The organism is Halovulum sp. GXIMD14794 (genome assembly GCF_054457455.1).
The window spans coordinates 659,103-683,046 of record NZ_JBTLNF010000003.1 but is presented as its reverse complement, the minus strand read 5'-3'; the positions used below and the strand labels follow the sequence as shown (position 1 = coordinate 683,046).

The 23,944-nt window shown below is 63.4% G+C and carries 19 protein-coding genes; 5 read left to right on the top strand and 14 right to left on the bottom strand.

Annotated features, from left to right (window positions below; all coding sequences use genetic code 11):
• Positions 1-28: 28 nt before the first annotated feature.
• Positions 29-2,476 (bottom strand): GcvT family protein, encoded by a 2,448-nt coding sequence (locus ACW9UR_RS05485; RefSeq protein WP_458915914.1) that lies wholly within the window; start codon positions 2,474-2,476, stop codon positions 29-31.
• Positions 2,477-2,579: 103 nt separating this feature from the next.
• Between ACW9UR_RS05485 and ACW9UR_RS05480 the strand changes: the two genes are divergently transcribed.
• Positions 2,580-3,437 (top strand): LysR family transcriptional regulator, encoded by an 858-nt coding sequence (locus tag ACW9UR_RS05480; protein WP_458915913.1) that lies wholly within the window; start codon positions 2,580-2,582, stop codon positions 3,435-3,437.
• 20 nt (positions 3,438-3,457) lie between these two features.
• On the opposite strand, the gene ACW9UR_RS05475 is transcribed toward ACW9UR_RS05480, so the two are convergent.
• From ACW9UR_RS05475 to acsA, 11 genes are all read right to left on the bottom strand, one after another.
• Positions 3,458-4,459 carry an ATP-grasp domain-containing protein gene (locus ACW9UR_RS05475; RefSeq protein WP_458915912.1) on the bottom strand — a complete coding sequence of 334 codons (1,002 nt, stop codon included), beginning with the start codon at positions 4,457-4,459 and terminating at the stop codon, positions 3,458-3,460.
• Positions 4,456-6,357 carry a flavohemoglobin expression-modulating QEGLA motif protein gene (locus ACW9UR_RS05470; RefSeq protein WP_458915911.1) on the bottom strand — a complete coding sequence of 634 codons (1,902 nt, stop codon included), beginning with the start codon at positions 6,355-6,357 and terminating at the stop codon, positions 4,456-4,458. The genes ACW9UR_RS05475 and ACW9UR_RS05470 overlap by 4 nt, the downstream gene beginning before the upstream one ends.
• On the bottom strand, positions 6,354-7,238 hold the full coding sequence (locus ACW9UR_RS05465) for an N-formylglutamate amidohydrolase (RefSeq protein ID WP_458915910.1): 885 nt from the start codon (positions 7,236-7,238) through the stop codon (positions 6,354-6,356). The genes ACW9UR_RS05470 and ACW9UR_RS05465 overlap by 4 nt, the downstream gene beginning before the upstream one ends.
• 31 nt (positions 7,239-7,269) lie before the next feature.
• Positions 7,270-7,572, bottom strand: a complete 303-nt coding sequence (locus ACW9UR_RS05460; protein ID WP_458915909.1) for a hypothetical protein — start codon at positions 7,570-7,572, stop codon at positions 7,270-7,272.
• A gap of 41 nt (positions 7,573-7,613) precedes the next feature.
• Entirely contained in the window at positions 7,614-7,970 is a 357-nt protein-coding gene (locus ACW9UR_RS05455) for a chaperone modulator CbpM (protein WP_458915908.1), read from the bottom strand.
• The gene (locus tag ACW9UR_RS05450) at positions 7,967-8,896 is read right to left on the bottom strand and encodes a DnaJ C-terminal domain-containing protein (RefSeq protein ID WP_458915907.1); all 930 of its coding nucleotides are present in this window, start codon (positions 8,894-8,896) and stop codon (positions 7,967-7,969) included. The genes ACW9UR_RS05455 and ACW9UR_RS05450 overlap by 4 nt, the downstream gene beginning before the upstream one ends.
• Positions 8,897-9,188: 292 nt before the next feature.
• Positions 9,189-10,985, bottom strand: a complete 1,797-nt coding sequence (locus tag ACW9UR_RS05445; RefSeq protein WP_458915906.1) for an AMP-dependent synthetase/ligase — start codon at positions 10,983-10,985, stop codon at positions 9,189-9,191.
• Between the two features lie 299 nt (positions 10,986-11,284).
• Positions 11,285-11,530, bottom strand: coding sequence for an acyl carrier protein (locus ACW9UR_RS05440; protein ID WP_458915905.1), 246 nt, complete (start codon positions 11,528-11,530; stop codon positions 11,285-11,287).
• Positions 11,527-12,666 carry a dihydrolipoamide acetyltransferase family protein gene (locus ACW9UR_RS05435; RefSeq protein WP_458915903.1) on the bottom strand — a complete coding sequence of 380 codons (1,140 nt, stop codon included), beginning with the start codon at positions 12,664-12,666 and terminating at the stop codon, positions 11,527-11,529. The genes ACW9UR_RS05440 and ACW9UR_RS05435 overlap by 4 nt, the downstream gene beginning before the upstream one ends.
• Positions 12,667-12,677: 11 nt before the next feature.
• The gene (gene pdhA / locus ACW9UR_RS05430; RefSeq protein ID WP_458915902.1) at positions 12,678-14,684 is read right to left on the bottom strand and encodes a pyruvate dehydrogenase (acetyl-transferring) E1 component subunit alpha; all 2,007 of its coding nucleotides are present in this window, start codon (positions 14,682-14,684) and stop codon (positions 12,678-12,680) included.
• Positions 14,681-16,429 (bottom strand): acetate--CoA ligase, encoded by a 1,749-nt coding sequence (acsA, locus tag ACW9UR_RS05425; protein ID WP_458915901.1) that lies wholly within the window; start codon positions 16,427-16,429, stop codon positions 14,681-14,683. The genes pdhA and acsA overlap by 4 nt, the downstream gene beginning before the upstream one ends.
• A gap of 249 nt (positions 16,430-16,678) precedes the next feature.
• Between acsA and ACW9UR_RS05420 the strand changes: the two genes are divergently transcribed.
• The 4 genes from ACW9UR_RS05420 to ACW9UR_RS05405 are packed head-to-tail and all read left to right on the top strand — an operon-like array spanning position 16,679 to position 20,971.
• Positions 16,679-17,809: an MlaE family lipid ABC transporter permease subunit gene (locus ACW9UR_RS05420; protein WP_458915900.1), complete on the top strand. Its 1,131-nt coding sequence runs from the start codon at positions 16,679-16,681 to the stop codon at positions 17,807-17,809.
• Positions 17,806-18,612, top strand: coding sequence for an ABC transporter ATP-binding protein (locus ACW9UR_RS05415; protein ID WP_458915899.1), 807 nt, complete (start codon positions 17,806-17,808; stop codon positions 18,610-18,612). Before ACW9UR_RS05420 ends, ACW9UR_RS05415 begins: the two co-directional genes overlap by 4 nt.
• Before the next feature lie 2 nt (positions 18,613-18,614).
• Positions 18,615-20,354, top strand: a complete 1,740-nt coding sequence (locus ACW9UR_RS05410) for an MlaD family protein (RefSeq protein ID WP_458915898.1) — start codon at positions 18,615-18,617, stop codon at positions 20,352-20,354.
• Entirely contained in the window at positions 20,351-20,971 is a 621-nt protein-coding gene (locus ACW9UR_RS05405) for an ABC-type transport auxiliary lipoprotein family protein (protein ID WP_458915897.1), read from the top strand. The genes ACW9UR_RS05410 and ACW9UR_RS05405 overlap by 4 nt, the downstream gene beginning before the upstream one ends.
• Positions 20,972-21,482: 511 nt before the next feature.
• On the opposite strand, the gene ACW9UR_RS05400 is transcribed toward ACW9UR_RS05405, so the two are convergent.
• Together ACW9UR_RS05400 and ACW9UR_RS05395 are read right to left on the bottom strand one after the other, a co-directional pair.
• Complete coding sequence (locus tag ACW9UR_RS05400; protein ID WP_458915896.1) at positions 21,483-22,472, bottom strand: C45 family autoproteolytic acyltransferase/hydolase; 990 nt, start codon at positions 22,470-22,472, stop codon at positions 21,483-21,485.
• A gap of 5 nt (positions 22,473-22,477) precedes the next feature.
• Positions 22,478-23,929 (bottom strand): biotin carboxylase, encoded by a 1,452-nt coding sequence (locus tag ACW9UR_RS05395; protein WP_458915895.1) that lies wholly within the window; start codon positions 23,927-23,929, stop codon positions 22,478-22,480.
• Between the last annotated feature and the right edge of the window lie 15 nt (positions 23,930-23,944).

Here is a 23,944-nt window from a genome sequence, read left to right as displayed (position 1 = left end):
CGGCACCCACCCTTAGCGTTGCCATCCCTCACACCTTCAGCCGCGCGTTGGAGGGATCCCACAATGGGCCCTCCGGCTGCACCACCGCGCGGTAGCACGCTCCATAGATGTCGACCTCTATTTCCGTTCCCGGCGCAGTGAGATCGGCCCTCAACATCCCGAGCGCTATCGAAGCACCGACGCGGTAGCCCCATGCGCCCGAGGTCGTTTCACCCACCACCTCGCCGCGGTGCCAGAGCGTGGACATGTACGGCGCGTCCGCAGGACCGGCGTCGACCAGAAGAGATACGAAGCGTTTGGTCACCCCTCTTTGCCGTTCAGCCGCAAGCGCGGCCTTTCCCGGAAAGTCCTGCGGTTTCCCGAAGTGGACAAAGCGCTCGAGCCCACCTTCGAGCAGGCTGTAATCCGTCGAGAGATCGCCCTTCCATGCGCGGTATGCCTTTTCGATCCGCAAGCTGTTCAGGGCGAACATGCCGAAGGGCCTGGCGCCCGCCCCGAGCACGGCCTCGTAGATTGCGGGAACGCTAGCGGTCGGCGCGTGTATTTCCCAACCCAGCTCTCCCGCGAAGGATACGCGGGCCAACGTGCATTCCTGCTTAGCGACAACCGCGCGCTGATGGCTGAGCCATGGCGGGTGCAAGTCAGCCTCGCTTCCGATGGCCTCGAACAGCGCGCGCGCTTCGGGGCCGGTGACGATAAGCGTGGACAACTCCTTCGTGCGATCCACCAACAGCACACCCGGCGCCAAGTCGCGCGTCAGCCACTCAAGATCGTGCCACTGCGCCGTGGCAGCCGTAATGAGCGTGAAGTCGTCCTCGCCATTGCAGGCGACCGACATCTCGGTGACGATCCGGCCCCTCTCGTCGGGAAAGTAGGCAAGCGACAGACGCCCCGGTTTCGGCAGCCCGCCGGAAATCTTGCCCAGCAGCCACTCGCCCGCTCCTGCACCGGTCAGGTGGAAACGAGAAAAGCCCGGCAGGTCGAGCACGCCGACCGCATCGCGAACCGCTTCGCATTCTTCGCGGATGCGGGGCTCCCACGGGCCCGCACGATTCCAGGTTTGCGTACTCTCCTCCGAAATATCGTCGCCCGGTCGCGCGAACCAGTTGGCCCGCTCCCAGCCTGCATAGACGCCCATCTGCCCGCCAAGTTCCCGCACCCGCTCATGCACCGGCGAAACCTTCCGATCCGGCGCGGCTGGCCAGCGATGCCACGGAAAGTGCATGGCATATTCGTGCCCGTAGACCTCCATCCCCTTGGCGATGCAGTAGTCATGATCGGTGAAGTCGGTAAAGCGTCGCGGATCGCAGGACCACATGTCCCACTCTGTCCGGCCTTCCGTGATCCATTCCGCCAGTACCTTGCCCGCGCCGCCGCCTTGGGCGATGCCGAAGGTGAACACGCAGGCCTCGAAAGCGTTGGGCACACCGGGCATCGGCCCGATCAGTGGATTGCCGTCGGGCGCGTAGGGGATTGGTCCGTTAATGACCTTCGAGAGTCCGGCCTCGGCTAGCACCGGCACCCGGGCCATTGCGTCCTCGATCTGGAAGGACAAGCGGTCGAGATCGTCAGGATAGAGCTGAAAGCTGAAATCCTCCGGCATCGGGTCTGTCGGAGCCGCCCAATGCGCCCGGCAATGTCGCTCGTAAGGGCCGAGGTTGAAGCCCGTTTTCTCCTGCCTCAGGTAGTACGAGGTGTCCACGTCCCGCAACAAAGGCAGCTTGTGGCCAAACTCGTCGGACCAACTACGAACCGCCTCGACCTCGTCGAACACCATGTACTGGTGGCTCATGACCATCATAGGAACAGTCCGGCCTCCGTATGGCCTGAACCATTCGCCCACCCGCTGAGCGTAGTAGCCCGCCGCGTTCACCACGATTTCGCAGCGAATATCGCCCCTGCTGGTGTGAACGATCCACTCGCCATCCTTTCGGCTCACCCCGGTTGCAGGACAGAATCGCACGATCGTCGCGCCCATGTCGCGTGCGCCCTTGGCGAGCGCCTGGGTCAGCTGCGCCGGATCGATATCACCATCGGCGGGATCATAGAGGGCCCCTTTCAGATCGTGAGTTTCGATGAACGGGTATTTCTCGCGGATCTCGCCGGGAGACAGGATCTCAAGCTCCATCCCCTGGTGAAGCCCCATCCCCCTGGCACGAGCGAACTCCTGCATACGCTGATCGGAATGCCCAAGCCGGATCGATCCGGTGACGTGGTAATTCATCGGGTAGTCGACCGCGGCGCCGAGCCCGCGATAGAGCTTGGTCGAATAGCGCTGCGTGTTCATGATCGACCAGGACGTCGAGAACGTCGGGACGTTGCCCGCCGCATGCCAGGTCGATCCGGCGGTCAGTTCGTTCTTTTCCAGCAGGACGCAGTCGGTCCAACCCGCCTTTGCAAGGTGATAGAGCGACGAGACCCCGACCACCCCGCCGCCGATGATCACCACGCGTGCCTGTCCGGGCAGTTCCGCCACAGGATCCTCCGTGCCACCTGATTGAAGTATCCTCCCGGCGCACGAAGGGTTCAATTCGGTTGGCGCATGTGTTTTGATCGGAAATAACGATTAGTGGCGCACCATGAACATCGAGCTGATCGACACATTTCTGGACCTCTGCGAGACGCGCAGTTTCAACCAGACAGCAATCCGCCTCGGGGTCACGCAATCCACCGTCTCGGGCAGGATCCGCGCGCTGGAGAGGGTTCTGAACTGCCGGTTGTTGGAACGGAGCCGAGCCGGAACTGAACCGACGACGGAGGGGCTGCGATTCGAACCCCATGCCCGCGCGATCCGACTGAACTGGACCGCGGCTGGTCAGGCCGTACAAGGCACCGGCAATTCCGCCCTGGTGATGCGGATCGGGATTCAGCACGACCTGCTTGGGGATCGGGTGGCGAATTGGGTGGCCGCCCTGCAAAGCGCCGTGCCGGAAACCGCGCTCTACGTTGAGGCAGACTATTCCACACAGATGTGCGCCGACGTGATGAACGGCCAACTCGACGCCGCGATCCACTACAGCCCGCGTCCACATCCGGATCTCTACTTCGAGACCCTCGGGGAAGTCAGCTATCTCATGGTTTCGTGCGACGCCGAAACCCTCGCGGAGGTAGGGCCGGAAGCCTACATCCTCGCGAACTACTCGCCGGCCTTCTCGGCGACCCATTCCGCGTTGCTCCCGTCCCTGTCGGGGGGACTGGTCTCGAGCGGGCAGAATGCAGTGGTCAGGGGACTGCTGACAGCCCTCGGAGGGAGTGCGTATGTCCTTCGCGAAACCGCGCTGGAGCTTGAACGGGCCGGACTAGCCCGACGTGTCGCGGAGGCCCCGCGGATCGCCCAGCCTGTCTATGCCGCGATTCTGACGCGCAACCGCCATCGCGGCCCATATCGCCGAATCCTGAACGCGCTGAAAAGCCAGCTCGCCTCACGAACTGCGTAACTAGGAAGCGCCGCGAGCGGTCAGCTCCGACGCCGCGCCACACGCCGCTCCAGCGCCTTGATGATCGATGTCGAGAAATCGACGCCCGCCATGTGTTCCGCCGCGATGAGCGCGCCGGGCGAGAACACGTTGATCTCCACGAGATGTTCGCCAATCAGGTCGAGCCCGACGAAGAACATGTCATCCGCCTGCAATTGCGGGCGTGCCAGTTCCGCGATTTCCCGGTAACGCTCAGTCATCACCGCTTCCTGCGCATGCCCCCCGGCGGTGAGATTGCTGCGCAGATCCCCCCCGGCGGGAACCCGTCGGACCGCGGCGACCCTGCCGTCGACCTCGATGATTTCGCCGTTCAGCAGGAAAAGCCGCGTATCACCTTCGACCGACGCGGGAATATACTCCTGCGCAATCAGGTAACCTTCGCGGCAGATGGCATCGAAGATCTGGCGGAGGTTAAAGTGATCCTCCTGGCGGATAAGGAAAACGTTGTGACCACCCGAGCCCCGCAGCGGCTTGACCACCGCCATGCCCCCGACCTCTTCCATAAAGTTGCGCACAGCGTCGAATTGGCGGCTGATCAGCGTTCGCGGCCGGATTTCCTGCGGGAACAGCTGAAGGTAGAGCTTGTTGACGGCACGGTACAATCCGTCTGGATTGTTCACCACGAGAACACCGGCCTGTTGCGCAAGACGACCGAAATTGACCCCAGCCAGTTGCGCCCAGGGCCTATTCAACGCGTCTGCGGCGGGATCGTTGCGCAGGAACAGAACGTCCAGCCCGGCCAGATCCAGCTGTTCCTCTCGCACGTTGTGCAGGATCGAGATCAACTTTTCCCGGCTGCTGATCCCTTCGCCGCCGACCCGCCGCGCGCAGGCGCTCAAGCCATCGTTCGGGCCCAGAGCGAAATTACCCACTTCGACATACCAGACCTCGTGTCCCAGCCGCAGCGATCGCAGGGCAAGCTGGGTGGTGGTGTAGCCCGCATGCTCCGCCGCGAGATCATTGATCGTGAATGCAATTCTCATCGCGACACCTCGTCCAGCAGTTCGGCAATGCCTGAGCCCGAGGGCAAAGCCTCAAGCCGATCCCTGGCATCGGGAGCATCCAGATAACGGGGCCTCAGGGGACCGGGCTCGAGGATCTGCCGCCACCGCAGTTCCTCGACGATCTCCATGTGTTCCAGCGTCACCTTGCCCAGGAACAGATCATCCAGCGGATGCCCCCGCGCCAGATGATCGAGAAGCTCGATCAGACCGCGCAGGTAAACCACGTCCTTGGTCAGACCGCCGCCGCGATGTACGCGCATGGAGATGGTGAACGCATCCCGGTCGCCGAAACCATGGCGGTGGGTCAGAACGCGGTAGGTCTCGACGAAATCGGCGCCCGCGATGACGCAATCGACCGCAAGCACGCGCCCGGCGAGCATCCGCAGGCGGCCGACGCTCAGCCCGCCGCAGAGATATTCGGACAGAACGGCTAGCCCCTCCTGGGTTTCCTCGTATCCGGGCATTCCGGTATGGAACTGGGAAAGCGGCTGCCTTTGCCCGTTGTAGTAGGTCAGGACATGCGTTCCGATCTCGTGGTGCAACAGCGGTGCAACCCGATCCTCGCGGACCCGGGCGTTACGGCCCACCAGCAAGTGCCCTTTCGAGACCATCACGCCGGGGATGTCGTCGCGGAGTTCGACGCGCGCCGGCAAGCCGGGCCAATGCTTCCGATAATACGCCAGTTCGCTTTCGGCCTCGCGGGCAAACTCGGCCGCGGTGAAGTTTTTCCGCCCCGCAGACTTCGTTTCGCCGCTCTCCGCCATGAGGATATTTGCCGCGATCTTCTTGAGACCAGCATCCGCCCCGCCGAAAACCTGCTGGCTTTCGAGCAGGAACCGGTGCGTACCACGATCCCCGAGCATGGTGATCTGCCGATCGAGTTCGTCGCGCTGAGCAGCGAATATGTGATGCAGGGCCGGGTCCTCGATCGCCTCGAGCGGAACCTGGTAGAGCGAAAGCTTAAGGGCGCCCGGATCGACGGTCAGCGGGCGGTAAAGAAACTCCGGAACCGCGTCGTAGCCGCTCGCCACGAAGCGTGCGTAGGCTGCTTCCGCGTTTACCGGCGTGGCGTGAAGCAGCAGATCGAACGCATCGCCTACCGAAGCGAAACCCCGGTCCACCACCTCTACCTCGGGAGCCATCGCGTTGGGCCCCAACTCGTGGAAATGCACCGGTTGGAATTGAGCGTGAGCGTGGGAAAACGCGTAGAACGCCTGCCGCAAGGCGCGCCCCAGGTGCCGTGTCACCTGCCGCAGCGCGCCGGGGATCACCTTGCCGGAGTACGCGTCGCGATAATGCGCGGGCACTTCGAGCCCCAGCAGGTAGACATCATCGCGGTCTTCGAAGGTGCGGGACAGGACCGGACGAAGCCCGGGCGGAGCTGCGCGGGAGCGATACTCGACCGAGATCCCGGCTCGCTCGGACGCTCCGGCAGCCAGAAGCGCATGCTCCAGCGCCTCGATTGTCTGGCGTGACACACCATGCGTTTCGGCCACGATCCGATACCGGTTGGCCGACGCGCGGGGGCCGTCCGGAGATTTTGGCGGCTCGGGGGCGCTCCACAACTCCAGGACCAGCGCGGCGCCATAAGCGTCCAGCATAAGGTTCGTCAGCGCCGAGACGAGGCCGAACAGTTCTTCCTGCGCTTCCTCAGATGCGTCGCCCCGAAGGTAAGACGCCTGCCCAAGCAGCAGCTGCGCGGTTCCCGCGTCGCCCTCTGCCGGTTGCCGGTAAACACAGAGGAATGGCTGCAGGCGGTCGATGTAGATTTCGCCCAGCCCATCGGGCAGCAAGTGGCGACAGACCTCGCCTGCATGCAACGCCGATCTGATCCTGGACAGCGCGTCGTCGAACCGGTGCCCCGCAGTGTCCATCATTCCGGCTTCCGCAGCTTGTCTTCGACCGCTTCGAGCGCGGTGCGAAAGGCTGATAGAAGCGCCGAGAACGCATCGCGGTCGAGTTCGCCGGTCCACTCGTCCATGAAGAACTTCTTGACCTCGATGGCCATGCAGCAGCCACTTTCAGGAAACCGAGTATGGACGAATTCGGCCAGATAGCGCCCGCGGAAGTTCACGTTCTCGCGCACATCGAGCTTTCGCCCACTGTAGTCCGCATTCGCAAGCGCCGACATGAAGCCATCGACCACGGGCGCCCACCGCTCCCGGTCCATGCTGCCAGTGCCGATGTTGATTTCGGGGTTCATTTGCGGATCGGCTGGCTGAGCGTCGGGACCGGAGCGCCTATGGTTGTAACTATGGCAGTCGAGGACCAGGAAACGTCCATCGCGATCGCGGACTTCCGCCAGCAGATCGCCCAGCATCGCGTAGAATTGCCGATGCTCCTCGATGGAGCGGCGGTACATGGTTTGTGTCAGGCCGCCGGTCTGCTTCCAGACCTGAAGGTTCCAGCAATCGGCGGGTTGCACGCAGATCGACTCGTCCGCCGGGCGGTTGAGGTCGACCTCGAAACGGGAGCGAAACGTCCGCACACGCGTCCCGCATAGCGCCGCGATCCCGTCGGTGTATGGATCCTCTTCCCGAAGGCGGGCCTCATCGTCGATCGCCAGGGCGTTCCTCAAGCCGTCACGGATTTCGTGGCCGGCGTGGAGGGCAAGCCCCACGAACGGCCCCGGACCGGCCTCGACCTCCCACGGGACATGGCGGGCTTCCCCTTCGGGGGCGGAGCGCGCGGGGTCCTGCGCGTCCAGTTTTCCACTCGAGCCGGGCGCTCCATCCGAACCATTGGCCTGGTTGGTCATAGATCCTCGCCCCCTGCCCTGCCGCCAGACCTCAACCGCTTCGCCCAGTGATCCTGAGGATCGGGATTCGGGTGCCTTCGCGGGACAGCCTTCGCTTCATGCTCTCGTATTCCATTCGCGCCACTTCAAGCTGCTGCAGAGCGCGGGCGCGTTGCTCGTAGAGCCGGCGGATCGGTGAGCCAGGGTTACCTATGGCACTGCGGTAGGGTTGGCTGGATCGCGGGAACCAGCCGCGCATTTCCTGCAACGCGATTGTCCAGGCGCGATCCGCTTCGGTGTATCTTTCGTAGATGAGCACGAGAACGCGTCGCCGTGCTTCGAGGTCCGTGTGCATGTTTCCTCCCAAGGTTTCGCGACAGTCGAGTCCCCACGCCGCTAGTCGCCGTTGGCTATGATTTCCCGCGCGTCTTGCAATCTTCGGTACGTGTCGACCACGGACCGACGCACGGCGTCCGGCTGCTCCTCCAGCGCCTCAGACAGGCATCTCAGCTCGCGACGGGCCTGATGCAGGCTGTCCAGCAGGTTGAGCACGACGGGCAGCGTGTTCGAGGGTACGGCCATGTCCTTCGTCAGATCGCACAGCAATCTGATCCGCGCGATATCCACCTCATCGAACACCGGGCCGGCCTCACCGTGCGAAGGGCGCACCCAGCCTTCGCGCACCCAAAGCCGCAGTTCGCGCAGGCTCACGCGGCTGATGATCGTGACGACCGTGCGTTCATCGTAGGTCATGTCCTCCTCCGCAGCTTGTGCCTTGGGTCGAATGCGGCCTTCTCGCGCCAGGATTTCGCAAGGTTCTCCATCTCGGCATCCACCGTTTCAGGAAGCACGATCTTCAGGCGCACGAACTGATCTCCGGGCGCCCCTCTGGCGGGCTTGATACCCCGCCCCTTCAACCTCAGCCGGTCGCCTGAGGACGAGGCCTTCGGGATCGTCATCGAAACCGTCCCCGAGATCGTCGGCACCTCAACCTTGGCCCCGAGCACGGCCTCATCGAAGGTGATCGGCAGGTCGAGCTCGATATCATTCCCGTCGCGGGTAAAGATCGGGTGGTGCCGAACAGTGACCTTGACCAGCGCGTCGCCGGCGGGTCCGTCGCCCATCCCGGCACCGCCCTTTCCACGCAGGCGCAACGTCTGGCCGTCGTTCAACCCGGGGGGAATCGTGATCTCGATCCTGTTTCCGTCAGGCATCGTCACGGTTCGCTTTGTGCCGAGCGCCGCATCGAGGAAATCGACGTCCAGGTGATAATGGGCATCCGCTCCCCGGGCGTCAAACTCCTGCCGGTAGGCGCTTCCGCCAGCACGCCGCCCGAAGAGGTCCGAAAACAGGTCCGAGAAATCTCCGTAATCGCCCATATTCTGATCCGGGTCATAGCGGCGTCCGGCACCCTGATCCGCATACTGGTGATAGTATTGGCGCTCGGATCGCTCCTGACCGCTGGCGTCTATCTCGCCTGCATCGAAGCGGCGGCGCTTCTCGGCATCGCCGAGAAGATCGTAAGCCGCCGAGACCGCCTGGAACTCGGCCTGTTTGCCGCTGTCTCCGGGATGGAGATCCGGATGCAGCTTCTTCGCGAGCTTGCGGTAGGCTTTCTTTACCTCATCCTGGCTTGCTGTTTTCGCGATACCAAGGACTTTGTAGGGATCCCCGCTCATTCCACTCTTCCGGCCATGTGGTCATTTCCGCTGAATCATTCCAACTCCGCCGAAGCAGTCCGACCGTCTCTTCTTCCGAATGGGCGACCGGACCCCCTCCTTGCGGCAAAGCATGGATTACCGCGTTGCCGAGACCCAATGCCTCCAGCCTCGCCGCCAACTGCCGCCCGGCGTCGGTACGGTCCGAAAATCTGGTCTTCGGTTCCATGCCGGCAGCGTACGCCGCTGCGTGCAGGCTGCATTGATCGAGCGCAAAGCGTTGGCAGTGCGTGCGAGAGGTGCTGCCTGTCCCTCAATCCTGCCGCAACTGGCCGTAAAGCGCGTCTATCCGGTCTTGGTACTCGGCCATGATAGGCGCACGTTTTGGCTTCAGAGTGGGCGTCAGCAAACCGCGCTCGACCGTCCAAGCACCGAAATCGGCATGGAATCCACGCACCGTCTGGTGCGGCGGATATTCCTTCAGCAACTCTTTCAACCGCTCGCTGATCAGCAAACCGCCGGGACCAGTGTTCGGGTCAGTCGTGCTGATACCCGCCTCGGCCGTGGCAGCGTTCCAACTCTCCCGGTTGAGGACGATCAGCGCGGCAAGCCAGGCCTTGCCGTCACCTATCACGCAGACCTGATCGAACAGCGGGTCCGCGTCCAGAGCCGCTTCGATCGGCTCTGGATTGACGTTTTCGCCGTTCGTCAGGACAAGAACGTTCTTCGCTCGGCCTATGATCCGGATCCGCCCGTCCCGGATCTCAGCCAGGTCGCCCGAGGAGAGCCAGCCGCTAGCGTCCAGAATTTCCTGCGTCGCGATTTCGTTTTGCCAATAGCCTGCCATCAGCGACGGCGAGCGGATCATCAGTTCGCGATCCCGCGACAACTTCACGTCGATACCCGGCAGAGCGAAGCCGACATGCCCGGGCAGATAGCGCTTCAGGGTCGAAGCGGTCACGACAGGGCCCGCCTCTGTCAAGCCGTACCCCTCGACTAGCGGGACCCCGAGACCGATCAGTGCACGCGCCTTCGCCGGCTCCAGCGCAGCCCCACCAGAGACTGCGACGCGCAACCGACCGCCAAACGCCTGCGCCACCTTACCGGTGATCAGGCGTTGCAGGATCGGCCACGCCAGGGTTTCCGAGAGCGACAACCCCGCTCCACCGTGGGCTTTCGCAGAGAAGCGCTTCCAGCCGATTTGCGCGGTCTTCTCGAAAAGCGCCCGCTTGAGCGGACTACCGGCCGCAGCGCGCCGGGCCGAAGCCTCGATCGTTTCGTAGAACCGCGGCACCCCCATGATCACCGAAGGCCGGACCGTCGCCAGATCCTGCCGGAGACGCTGGATCGAGCGTGCATAGCTGATACTGGAACCGGCCATGAACGGCAGAACGTAACCGAGCGCGCGCTCGAACGCGTGCGCAAGTGGCAGGATCGACAGGAAGCGATCGTCGGGCAGCGGCGAGACTACCTGCCCGACCGCCTCGGCGTTCTTCAGTATAGCCCGGTGCGTCAGCATCACGCCCTTCGGCTTGCCGGTCGTGCCGGAGGTATAGATCAGCGCGGCGATCGACCCCGGATCAACCTCGGGAACATGCCCGGGCGCGTCCGCGGCTTCCGCCAACACGTCGCCAAATCCGTGCACGCCGGGCGCAGGCTCATCCTGTCCTCTGTGGATCCAGACCTCTTCGATGCTGGCAAGATCCTCCGATGTCGCCGCGATCGCGCTCCACCGGGCCTGCGTGTCGATGAGCAGGATCCGAGGCTGCGCATCGGCAAGGACGTGCGCGCTGGCTGCCGGAGCGTCGACAAGATAGCAGGCCACGACCGGCAACCCGAGCATGTGCGCGGCCATGTCGTAGCAAACCCAGTCAACGCGGTTTCCCAGCAGGATCGCGACCCGGTCCCCCGAAGTCAGCCCCCGCATCTCGAAGGCGGCCGCGATCCGCTTCGCGCGGCCCAGGATGTCGTTCCAGGAGTAGTCGACCCAGTTGCGCCTGGTCTCGTCGTATTCCGACAGGGCCACAGTATCCGGAGACCGTGTCGCCCGCTCGCTCAGCAGGCCGAATAGCGTTCGGGCCTCATCGGCGGTGATCAGCGCTTCTTGCATATTTTCACGCGACAACATCCGTTGGCGGACAGGATTTCGGCGCTCCACAAGGTAGATCTGGTTTCGGCCATGACACCCCTAGCCTATCCGCTTGTCGGGGATTTCCACATTGACCGGCGTCAACTCTACCTTGCACCGGCATTCCACCCAGTCGACGCAGTGCGGCGCGAGGCTCTTCATCTTCCATTGCCGCTTTCACCGTGACGCTGCGGAGTTGCCCAACTCTGAATGCGCTGTCCGGCCCCTATTGCCTTTCCGCAAGCCGCTTCCATCGGCGCCCCCCCTGAAGCCCAGATGTCTCAACCAAGCCGCTCCGACAGAAAGGCCGCCGCCTTGTCAGGCGTTTCGATCCGGACATATTCAGCCTCTGGAATGTCGATGCCGAACCGCGCGTGGAGCGCGGCGACCAGGTTGAGCACATCCATCGAGTCCAGTTCCAGGTCGTCCTGGAGATGATCGCTTCCCGCGACCTCGTCCGGGTCGAGATCGGGGGCAATCTGTATGAGGATTTCCAGGAACGCGGTCTTGAGTTCAGCTTCTGTCATAGGGCCTCCGGTTCTTGCAGGCGTCGGTCCAGTTCGGTCAGGAATTTCGCACCGCGGCGGCCATCACTTACCCGGTGATCTGCGGCAAGCGTGACGTGGACACATTGGCGGGGCATCACCTCACCAGACACGACGCGCGGCGATTGCCGGGGGGTTCCGAAGGCGACCAGGGCTACCTGCGGCGGGTAGATCACCCCCGTCATACCGTCGACGCCGCGCTCGCCGAGGCTGGAGATCGTGATGGTGCCCTGGGTCATCTCGGAGTTCTTCAGACGCCCGCTTCGGGCGCGGCCAACAAGATCACGCATCTCCTCCATGACCTGACCGAGCGACAGGGCCTCCGCGCCCAGGATTGCGGGCGCGATCAACCCGCCGCCGCGCAGTGCTACGGCGACCCCCGCGTTCACCGTAGCGGAAGACGAAAACGCCTCGTTCAGATAATGACCATTGAGGCCCGGCACGCTGCGGGCGGCATCCACGACGGCCTTCACGAGCAACGCCCCCATCAGGATGCGCTCGGCGGGCGGGCGCGCACCATTCCTGTCGCCCAGCCACGTCTCGGCCAGTGTCAGGTCTATTTCATGTTCCAGGTAGTAATGCGGGATCTCGTGCTTCGAGCGGGTCATCGCAGCGGCGATGGCCAAGCGCATTGCATCAAGATCGAGCCCCGGCTTTCCCCGGGACTTTCTTATGCCGGTTCCATCGACATCGGCCAGAACAACCGCGCCGTCCGGGCCGCTTCCCGATACCGTCGACAGGTCGAGTCCCAGTTCCGCCGCCCTGGCCCGCGCTGCGGGAGAGGCCGCGATCCCCTCGGGCACTTCGAAGTGCAAGGGTTCCGTGGGCGTTGATTGTGGAGCCGGGGCCGGAACCGCGTCGGTAGCCGGCCTTTCCGGCTTGCTCCCAGCCGTTTCGCCGGGCTGGCGAATGACGGCCAGCGGCGCCCCGACCTTCAGCATCTCGCCCAGCGCCGCGTCAATCCTCTCGATTATACCGTCTTCGAACACCTCGATCTCGATCGCGCCTTTCTGGGTTTCCACCACGGCCACGACGTCACCGCGTTTGACAGCGTCGCCGGGCGCCACGAGCCATTCGACGAGCTTGCCCGCCTCCATGTCCGCGCCCAGCGAAGGCATCCTGAAGACGGTCATGGCGTCCCCTTGCCGAGTAAGGCGCGGGACGCCGCGACGATGGCCGGAACCTGCGGGATCGAGGCATCTTCCAGGTGCTTCGGATACGGGATCGGAACCTCTTCGGCGCAGACCCGCCCAACCGGCGCATCCAGCCGGTAGAAGATCCGCTCGCCGATCCGCGCCGCGATTTCCGCGGACAGGGACCCCGACCGCCATCCCTCGTCGACCACGACCGCCCGACGCGTTCGGCCGACCGAGGCCATGATCGTCGCTTCGTCCAGCGGCCGCAGCGTCCTGAGGTCGATGACCTCGGCGCTTATGCCGCCCTGTTCGAGTTCCTCCGCAGCCTCCAAAGTCTTGTGAAGCGATCCGCCATAGGTGATCAGGGTCAGGTCGCCGCCGGGCCGCCGGATCGCCGCCTTGTCGATATCCACCGGTCCCGCCACCGCGTCGATCTTGCCGCTGCGGTTGTAGAGCATCACGTTCTCGAAGATCAGGACCGGGTCAGGCTCCTGCAGCGCGGTCCAAAGCATCCCCCGCGCGTCCTCGAGCGTGGCCGGCGCCAGCACCCGCAACCCCGGGATATGCGCGTACCAGCCCTCAAGCGAATGCGAATGCTGCGCGGCCAACTGCTTGCCCGCGCCGGTGGCCATCCGGATCACCAGAGGCACGCCGAACTGTCCGCCCGACATGTGGCGTATGGTGGCGGCGGTGTTCATGATCTGATCGAGCGCGAGCAGGCTGAAATTAACGGTCATCAACTCGACGATCGGTCGCATTCCGGCGATCGAGGCGCCGATACCGAAGCCTGTGAACCCGGATTCCGACAACGGCGTGTCGCGGATCCGGGCATCACCGAATTCCTGCAAAAGTCCCTTAGAGACAGCGTAGCAGCCACCATAGGCGCCGACGTCCTCGCCCATCAGAAAAACCCGCTCATCGCGATTGAGCGCGTCGCGGATCGCTTCACGGCACGCGTCCCGATAGGTCATTTCCGTCCCCTCGCCGCTCGAACCCGTTGGCTCCGGTGCGGCCGGACGGGTTTCCGCCACCACATGCCGGGCCAGGTCGGAAAGCGGCTCCCAATCGGACGTTTCGGCGAACGCAACCGCCTCGGCGATCTCGTCGTCAATCTGCTTCTCGAGCTCGGTCAGGTCTGCATCGTGGATCAGTCCGGCCTCCAGCGCCCAATCCCGAAAGCGCACGATGGGCCCCTTTAGCCGCCATTCCTCGACTTCGGCCTTGTCGCGATAAAGCTGGGCGTCGAACATCGAATGGGCCCGGAACCGGTAGGTGCGGCATTCCAGGAAATACGGGCGCGCCTCTTCCCGTATCGCCGCAAGAGCCCGGCGCGCGGCCCCTCCGACGGCGACGACGTTCATCCCGTCCACCACTTCGGAGGTCATGCCATAGCCCGCCGCCTTGAGATGGATGCTGGTCTCGGCCTCGGACCGCGCAAGGGCCGTTCCCATGGCGTAGCCGTTGTTCTCGCAAACGAAGAGAGCCGGAACCTGCCACAGCTGCGCAAGGTTCATCGTTTCGTGGAACTCGCCCTCGGCCACCGCGCCCTCTCCGAAGAAGCAGGCGCACACGCCGCCAGTCTCGCGCATCCGTTCGGCCAGCGCGACGCCTCCGGCCAACGGAAGGCCGCCCCCGACGATCGCGTTGCCGCCGAGGAAGTTCGTTTCACTGTCGAAGAGGTGCATCGACCCGCCGCGCCCGCCAGAGCACCCGGTGGCCTTGCCGTACATCTCGGCCATGATCCGGTTCATCGGCACACCGCGGATCAGGGCGTGACCGTGCTCGCGATAGGTCGCCACGATGCTGTCTCGTCCAGTCAGCAGCGGGATGACGCCCGCGGCGATAGCTTCTTCTCCGTCGTAAAGATGCAGAAAGCCGCGGATCTTCTCCTGTGTGTAGAGTTCCGCGCACTTGTCTTCGAACTTCCGCACGCGAACCATTGCGTGCAGAAGCTCCAGCACGTGCTCACGGGACAGACGGATCCTGTCGGATATGTTCATGACTCGTCGGTCTCCAATGTTGAGATGTCACCTTCCGGAAGGCCAAGTTCCCGGGCCTTTAGCAGTCGCCGCATGATCTTTCCGGACCGGGTCTTGGGCAGGGTCCTGCGGAACACCACTTCGCGCGGCGCGACCGCCGGCCCCAGCTTCTTCCGGGCGTGACCGCGGATCTCCCGTTCGAGGTCCTCCGAAGGCTCGAAACCGTGGTTCAACGAGACATAGGCCTTCACCACCTCGCCAGCGGTCTCGTCCGGCAGTCCGATGACCGCCGCCTCGGCAACCGCGTCATGTTCGATAAGGGCGCTTTCCACCTCGAACGGGCCGATGAGATGGCCTGACGACTTGATCAGATCGTCGGCGCGGCCCACGAACCAGAAATACCCGTCAGCATCGCGCATCGCGAGGTCGCCCGTCAGGTACCAGCCGTCCCGGAAAACCTTCTCGTACCGCGCGGTCTCGTGAAGATAGGCCCGCATCATCGACGGCCAGCCTAGCCGCAGGGAGAGTTCCCCGATCTCGCCGGTCGTGCAGTCCCGCAGGCTCTCCCCCGACGTATCAAGAATGCCGGCAGTTATCCCCGGCAGCGGCTTGCCCATGGAGCCGGGCTTGATGTCCATCGCCGCGAGATTGGCGATCATGATCCCACCGGTTTCGGTCTGCCACCAGTTGTCGTGGAAGGGCAGACCGAAGACCTCGGCGCTCCAAACCACGGCCTCGGGGTTCAGCGGCTCCCCGACACTCGCGAGGAAGCTCAGAGCCGAGAAATCGTATCCCCTCGCCGCCTCCGCTCCGGCGCGCATCATCATGCGGATTGCCGTCGGCGCAGTGTACCAGATCTCCACGCGCTCGCGCTGCAGCGTCTCGTACCATCGGTCGAGGTCGAACTCCGCCTCGTCCACAAGCATGGTCACCCCATTGGTCAAGGGCGCGATGATCCCGTAGGACGTGCCCGTCACCCACCCCGGATCCGCAGTGCACCAGTAGATCGCGCCCGGCCGCATGTTCAATGCGAAGCGGCCGGTCGCAACATGAGCATGAACCGCCTTGTGTACGTGCACCGCGCCCTTGGGGCGTCCCGTCGTACCGGAGGTGAAATGGATCAGGGCCATATCCTCCGGATCGGTGTTCGCGACTTCGAAGTCCGGCGATGCGGCCTGCATGGAGGGTGAGAGCGCCACACACCCCTCCGGCGCCTCGTCGACATCCACCAGAAAGACCGTCTTCAACGAGGGTATCTCGTGTCGCCAGGCAGCGATCTTCCGGCGATAAATCGCTTCGGTCGTCACGACGGCATTCGCCTCGCCGATCTCCATGCGGGTCCGGATCGGCTCGGGTCCGAAGGCGGAAAACAGCGGCGAGAACACCAGCCCTGCTTTCAGCGTGCCGAGTGCCGCGATGAACAGTTCCGGCCTGCGCCCCATCAGCGAATAGACCCTGTCGCCGCGCTCAAGCCCGTTCGCCAGCAGCAAGTTGGAGAAACGCGCGGTCTGGGCCGTCAGGTCGGCATAGGTGAAATCCTTTACCTCGCCGTTCTTGCCGAACCAGCGCATCGCGATCCGTTCGCCTTCGCCGTGTAGAACGTGCCGGTCAAGCGCCTCGTAGGCGATGTTGAGCCCACCTCCAGGCAACCCGTCGAGCATCGCCCGGGCGTCGTCCCAAGTGAAATCCAGGCATGCCGTTTCAGGATCGCCAAGAACCGCGAAATCCCGCTCCCCGGCAGATTTCGTGATTGTCTCCCACGTCATCTGCAATTCCTCCCGGAGCAAGCGTTCCCCGGAATGCGGTCGGTCCACCATGAGATAGATCAAGGTTTTGGCAGCCATGGCTGGCCTGCGCCGCCTCACGCGGCGACGAGGTGAAGATTCTCGTGGCCTTGCAAGCTGCGGTGAATGGGCGCGTCAATCCGGCAGATTTTTCTTTGCTGTCATGCGTCTGGCGGTATGCAAACATGCCCGCGGGGTGCGCTGCACCTGACATAGCAGGACAGGCAGGGAATGAGTCAGGACATACGGATCGATCACGATCGCCTGGAGGCAAGCGGTGAAGACATCGTGCGACTGGCTGGTGAGCTTTCGATCCGTACCGTGACCAAAGCCCGCAAGCAGCTCGAAACCTTCGCGGCAACCGACGGGCTGGTTGTCGACCTGAGTGCTGTAGACCGTATGGATACCGCCGGCGCCTGGCTGATCTCGGACCTCGAAAAGAAGATCTCGGCCAGCGGAGGCGCGCTCGTGGTCCGCAACATGAGCGCAGAATCCGCACTGCTGCTGGACAACGTCCGAGAGGCGATGCCGGTGCCGGAAGAACCGCCCCGGGAAAGCCGCGGCCTCGCGGCACTCCTCGAAAAGACAGGCCGGGCCGTGGCGGGCGGCATGGGCTTCCTGCTCGATCTGACCGGCTATCTTGGGCTGTTCTTCGCCCGTCTCGGGCGTGTCGTGCTGCATCCGAGCGAATTCCGCTTCACCTCTCTCGTCGTCCATGCCGAAGATGTCGGCTTGCGCGCCGTTCCCATCGTGGCACTGATGGCGTTCCTGATCGGCGTCGTGCTCGCCTTCCAGGGCGCGACGCAACTTCAGCAGTTCGGTGCCGAGGTCTTCGTAGTGGACCTGATCGCGATCTCGGTCTTGCGCGAGCTTGGCATCCTGCTGACCGCGATCATCGTCGCAGGCCGGACAGCCTCGGCCTTCACCGCCGCGATCGGCTCGATGAAGATGCGCGAGGAAATCGATGCCATGCGTACGCTGGGGCTCGACCCGGCGACCATCCTTTTCCTGCCGCGCATTCTGGCCCTGTTGCTGATGCTGCCGATCCTCGGGTTGATCGCCAACGTTATGGGCCTCTTCGGCGGGGCGCTCATGGCCTGGATCGATCTCGGGATATCGCCGTCGATGTTCCGGACCCGCCTGATCGAGGGCACCGACGTCTCGCATGTCTTCGTCGGGCTGGTGAAGGCGCCGGTCTTCGCGCTCATCATCGGCGTCGTCGGCTGTCACGCCGGGATGCAGGTCAAAAGCAACGCCGAGTCGCTCGGGCGGATGACCTCGAACGCGGTGGTTACCGCGATCTTCGCGGTGATCATCGCGGACGCGCTGTTTTCGATCTTCTTCGCGCAGGTCGGCCTATGACCGAAACCGGACGACGCGAAGCGGTGGTCCGGGTGCGGGGCCTGAGAACCCAGTTCGGCACCCACGTGGTGCACGAGGATCTCGACCTCGACGTCTACCGCGGCGAGGTGCTTGGCGTGGTCGGCGGCTCCGGCACCGGGAAATCGGTCCTGCTACGCACGATCGTCGGGTTGCAGAAGCCGGCGGCAGGCTCGATCGAGGTCTTCGGTGTCGATGTCCTCTCCGGCAAGAAGGCGACGCGAGAAACCCTCGATGAACGCTGGGGAGTCATGTTCCAGGATGGTGCGCTGTTCTCCTCGCTGACTCTGCGGGAGAACGTCGAGGTCCCGATGCGCACCGTCCCGGGACTGCCGCCCGCCATCCGGCGCCATTTGGCGGACCTGAAGATCTCGATGGTCGGCCTGCCCTATCTTGCGGGTGACAAGTATCCCTCCGAACTGTCGGGGGGGATGCGCAAGCGTGCCGGTCTTGCGCGGGCCCTCGCGCTCGACCCCGAAATCGTGTTCCTTGACGAGCCAACGGCCGGGCTCGACCCGATTGGCGCCGCCGCTTTCGACACCCTGATCCGCAACCTGAGCCGGTCTCTGGGGCTCACGGTCTTTCTCGTCACCCACGACCTCGACACGCTTTATGCGACATGCGACCGCATCGCGGTGCTCGCTGAACGCGAGGTGCTGGTTACCGGGACACTTGAGGATATGCGCAAGGTCGATCATCCTTGGGTCCGCGACTACTTTCACGGCCCGCGCGCCCGCGCGGCGTTCGATGCGCCGACCCCAGGCACGGCCTCCGGAGATCTTTGAGCATGGAGACACGTGCCAACTACATCCTGATCGGCGCCTTCGCCCTCGCGGGCTTTCTGGGAATACTCGGCTTCTTCCTCTGGTTCGCGAACATCCAGTTCGATCGCCAGTTCGCCTACTACGACGTGGATTTTTCCACGGTCTCGGGGCTCAGCGATGCGTCCGGTGTGCGGTTCGCGGGACTTCAGGTGGGGCAAGTCGTCGATGTGCGACTGTCGCCGAATAACGATGGGCGCGTGCGGATCCGGATCGAGATCGACTCGGAGACGCCGGTCCGCACCGACAGCGTCGCCACTATCGAAGCGCAAGGCGTGACCGGGGTATCCTACGTCGGCATCTCCGCCGGCACCCCGACGGCACCGCTTCTGGCCGAGGTGTCGCAGGATGACATTCCCATGATCGACGCCGGGCAATCCGTGCTGCAATCCCTGTCCGAGGACGCACCCGAGATCCTATCGGAAACGCTGGAGGTCGTCCGGCAACTGCGTCAACTGATCGGCGGCGAGAACCAGGTGCGGGTGCAGAACATCCTCGAGAATGTCGAGCAGTCGTCGGAATCCTTTGCCAAAGCGCTCGAAGACTTCTCCACCGTCAGCGGCACGGTTACGAGTTTCGCGGAGGAGATCGACCGCTTCAACACGACGCTCGACGCCCTTACCAAGGACGCGACGGGCGTCATGACGGCGATTGAGACCACGCTGGCATCGATCGACGCGCTCTCCGACGACGCCCGCAAAGTGCTGGCGCAGGGCTCCGACGCGTTGGTGCAGGCGGAAACGACCATCGCGACGGCGGATCGCTACATAACCTCAGAGCTTGGCCCCGCGACGTCCCAGATCAACCGATCCGTGGCCGAACTTGAGGCGCGCTTCGCCACCCTGACCACGTCGGCGGGCGAGCTGATGGCAACCTATTCCGAGACCGGCGAGACTGCGACGGAGCGGCTCAGAGAAGCCCGCGAAACACTGGCCGCGACGAATACACTGATCACGCGTATAGACGTGACGCTCGCAAGCGTGGACGCCGCGGCGCGCAGGTTCGACGGGCTGATCGCCGAGGGCGCTGAACCGCTTGTCACCGAACTTCGCGCCGCCACCGCCAGCGCCACCTCGGTCATCGAATTGGTGGCGGAGACCGCGCAAACCGACCTTCCCACGATCTTCGCGGACATCCGCACGGCGACTGAAACCGCTGCCACCGTGGCAGAACGGGTCGGCGCGGACCTATCGGGTGCCTCCGGCAGACTGGATGGCCTGACCCTGACGGCGACCGAAACGTTGGAGAGCGTGCGCGGCACCTTCACCAACGCCAATGATACGCTGTCGGCCATCAACGCGGCGCTTGAGACCGGAGATCGCGCGCTTCTGGCGGCAGAGACGGCATTCCAGGGTGCAGACCGCATCATGAACGAAGAGGTGGCCGAGATCGCCCAGAGGCTGCGCTCGACCCTTGCCGAACTCGAAACCGCCGTGGGAAAGGTCGCCGAGGAAATCCCGGGCGTGGCCGACGAGCTCCGCGCGGCAAGCCGGTCCGCAGAGGCGGCATTCGCCCAGATCGAGGGTGCCGTCGATCAGAGCGCCCCGGCCGTTCGCGAATTCGCCACCACGGCCCTGCCGCAATACGGCCGCCTTGCCGCGGAAACCCGGGCACTGATCGACAATCTCGACACGCTCTTCGAGCAGATTCGCCGTGACCCAAGCCGCTTCTTCCTCGACCCACGGGCACCGGAGTACAGACGATGATTGCCACAATCCAGCGGCAGGGCCTCTGCCTATTGCTCCTGACCGCCCTCTCGGGATGCTCTGCGCTTTCGGCTCTCGACGAAGCATCGAAACCGCTCGAGGTCTACGAGCTGACCACACCGGCCGTGCGTCCATCGGGCGTGCGCCGGAACGTGGAACTGGTCGTCGAGGAACCCGCCGCCAGCGGCGCACTGGCGACCGAGCGGATCATGGTCCGCCCCGCTCCCCTGCAGGCACAGTACCTCCCCGGCGTTCGCTGGGCGGATACCGCACCCATCATGCTGCAGACCCTCATGGTCCGAAGCCTCACAGAGACCGGATCCTTCTCCTCTGTCGGCAGGCGCCCGGTGGGGACCCTCGCCGACTACACGGTCCTCAGCGAACTCACGGACTTCCAAGCAGAAACGACTGGTGAGGCAGGGCAAGCAACCGTCCGGATCCGCATGAGCTTCCGACTTGTCCGCGAAAACGACGCACGCGTCGTGGCCACGCGAACCCTGACCGCGACCGCCGCCGCCACATCGACCGAAGTCGATGCCATAGCCATCGCCTTCGACCGAGCGACCACCCGATTGCTGGCGGAAGCGGTACCCTGGATCATTGCGAACACGCCGTAGGGCTGATGGTACGCCCATAGAAATAGCAAACTGATACATGGTCACTGCCAGAAAGTCTCGATTTCGAACAACCGGCAATCCAGCACATAAACACGCTCACGGCGCGCTCTAGTCGAAGAGAAGCCAGGCTTCACCTGGGTGCGTCAACTTCCCAACCCAAAGGGACAGCCCCGATCTTTTTTGGTGACTACTTGGATGATCCGTGTCGCTACAAACGGCGGATCAAAGCGGTTCCGTACTTCGAAGCCGGACGCAGCTAGGGCTCTGGTGGCGGACAGCTGCAACTCAACCGTGAATGCACGCGCGCCATGCTGCGATTTTTCGCAATCTCCCACTATCCTCCTCGAGGCTGGAGAAGATGATCCATAAAAAGACCGCATTTCGGAGGTCAGCGTCGCCGCTTTCGCAGCGTCCTGAATACCTAGGCAGGTACCAGAAACCAACATGGGGCAGCGTCGTTGTCAAAAGTCCGGCCTTCGTGTTCAAACTTTCTGACCGCTGACGTTTTTCGTCACGAATAGGCCAGAGACCCATCCGGATAAGACACGGTCATGCTGTCTTCGATGAACGAGCCGAAAGACTGCACCCAGCGCTGACCGGGCCAGAGCAACTCGATCTCATTTTTTCTCGGCTGGTAGGCCGATGTGTAGAGTGTTCCGAAACCGTGGTTGAACGCGAGCGAGTACAACGGGGGCCTCAGGAACGAACTCACGAACTTCTCCGGGGTTTCGGGGTGCAGGGTCAGACGCTGCAGCAGAAACCGCTCGCGCTCTACGGTCGCGGTAAACCTCGCATGGCTTTTCCACTCGACCTTCTCCTGGTGGTTCGTCGCCACGGCGGCGTGCGTGATCAGGGCGGCGCGGTCCGGCGCCAGGAACGCCGTAAGGTAGTTTCGATCGCGATCGAGCACCGTCACGTTGTAGCTCATGTGGCAAGGAACCCGGCGAAGCACCTCCCCCGCCTCTTGCGTCGTGGAGCACGTTTGGAGGATGTACCGCAGGATCAGCGGCACACCAAACCCTTCGCCGGTGACCTGTCGTCCACCGAAGGTCAGCGAGGTGACCAGGCCTTCATCGTTCATCCCGTCCACGAGCCCGAACAGCCCGTCCGACATGCCCATGACCCGTCGGCCGTCCCATGCGGTCTTCAGAAGGATCGCGTCGACGGCGTGAGGATCGTAGTCGTAGTTTCTGACCAGAAGGGGCTCGTCTCCGGACCACACCGCCTGGCTGCATCCGGTCAGATAAGCGGGCGGAGTGTAGAAGCTGAGAAACCGGGACTCGGCGTCGCCACCGCCCGCAAGCTCGCAAAGCCTTTCGTAGATCGGAAGCAGCTCTGGCATGTGGGTCGAAAGCGCGCGGCGGCATTCGACATAGGTCGGGCGGCCGCTCAAGCCTTCACGCCCCCACCATCTCAGGTAGGCGTCGCGGTATTGTGAAAACAGCCTGGACCATTTCGGTCCAGGCGTGTCCTCGGAAATCGCTCTGAATGTAAGGGCCATGCCCGCTACATAATCTTGAAGGCGGGATCCTGCAAAGCCTGCGCGGTGGGTAGCGGCCGGGCCGAGTAGGACGCCTTGATGCCCGCGATCCAGCGCTTCGATTTCTCGGTCAACTGGAAGTTCTTCGTCATCGAGCGGCCACGGGTTACCAAAATACCGAGATCGGCGCCCTCGTAGCGATAGTCTCCCGCGTTCGCGATCCGCAGGAAGAAGGCTTCGTCTTCGGATTCCACGGCGCGGCGGTGATAGTCGAACCGGTCGAACACCACCTCGCCGTCCGGAAGCATCCGGTAGATGCCGGACCGCGGCGCCGACGTGATGATATCGACGTTGTCCTCGGTGTGCTTGATCACCATCTGAGACCAGCTGTCGATCATGTCCGGGTCCGCCCATCGGGCATTCAGTTCATCGACATCCAGCTCGAAGGGCTTCTTCGAGAATTCGAGCAAGTGGAACAGGAACAGGGGCGCATCGGCGTGCGCGAATGCGGCGTGGTTGGTCATCGAGGACGCGCCGGTGATGCGCGGGTTCAACTCACCCAGCCAAATGTCGTCGTTCTTCTTGTCGATCAGGAAGTCGAGCTCGAAGTAGCCGCGATACCCTTCCTTGCGCAGCTGCTCGCCGAATTTGAACGTCAACTCACGCGCCTTCTGGCGCTGCTTGGGAGAGAACGCGGTCGGGAAGATCTCGTTGCCGCACCAGCCGCCCCGATAGGGCGTCAGTTCCTTGAAGCCGACCAGTTCCGTCATCAATGGTCCGACGATGGTGCCCTGCGATGTCGCACAGGCCTCGATCGCCGAGCCGCGGCAGTCGATGCGCTTCATGATCTTGATTTCGCCCTGTCCCACGATCTCGTGCTCGTGCTTGCGGAAATCGGCCTCGGACTTGATGAAGAACGTGGTGTGGCCCGAGTCCCCGAAAGCGGATTGAAGCACCAGATCGTCACCGATTCCGGCCTTCTTCGTCAGTTCCTGAAGATGGGCATAGTCCTTCACCTCGGAAAGCGTGTTCGGCACGGAGGGCACACCCGCCTTATTGCCGACTCGCACCGTCTCGATCTTGTTGTCCATCGCGGTGCGCAGCTTGGCCTTGGGAAACCAGACCTCGCCGCCCAGTTCCTTGGCAAGCTTCTCTGTCTTTTCGTCGAACATCAGGAAGACGAACTTCGGCTTGCCACCGCGGGACTTCACGTAGTCATGCACGTCCTTGTGAGACAGCAGATAGTTGTTGATGTCCTCGATCGACTGGAACTCGTCGTGTGGCAATTCCTGCGGGACCAGAACGTTCGGATGCTGCCCATCGAAGCAGTCCATGTAGCATATGTATTTGAAGTTCTTGACCCATTCATCGAGACCGAGCAGGTTGAAATTCGTCGCTGACACGAAATAGATCGGGTCGTTGTTCGTGTGGAAGTAGCGACGGATTTCGGAGATGTTCTTCAAGGTTTTCTTGGGCATCTGCTGTCTCTCTCC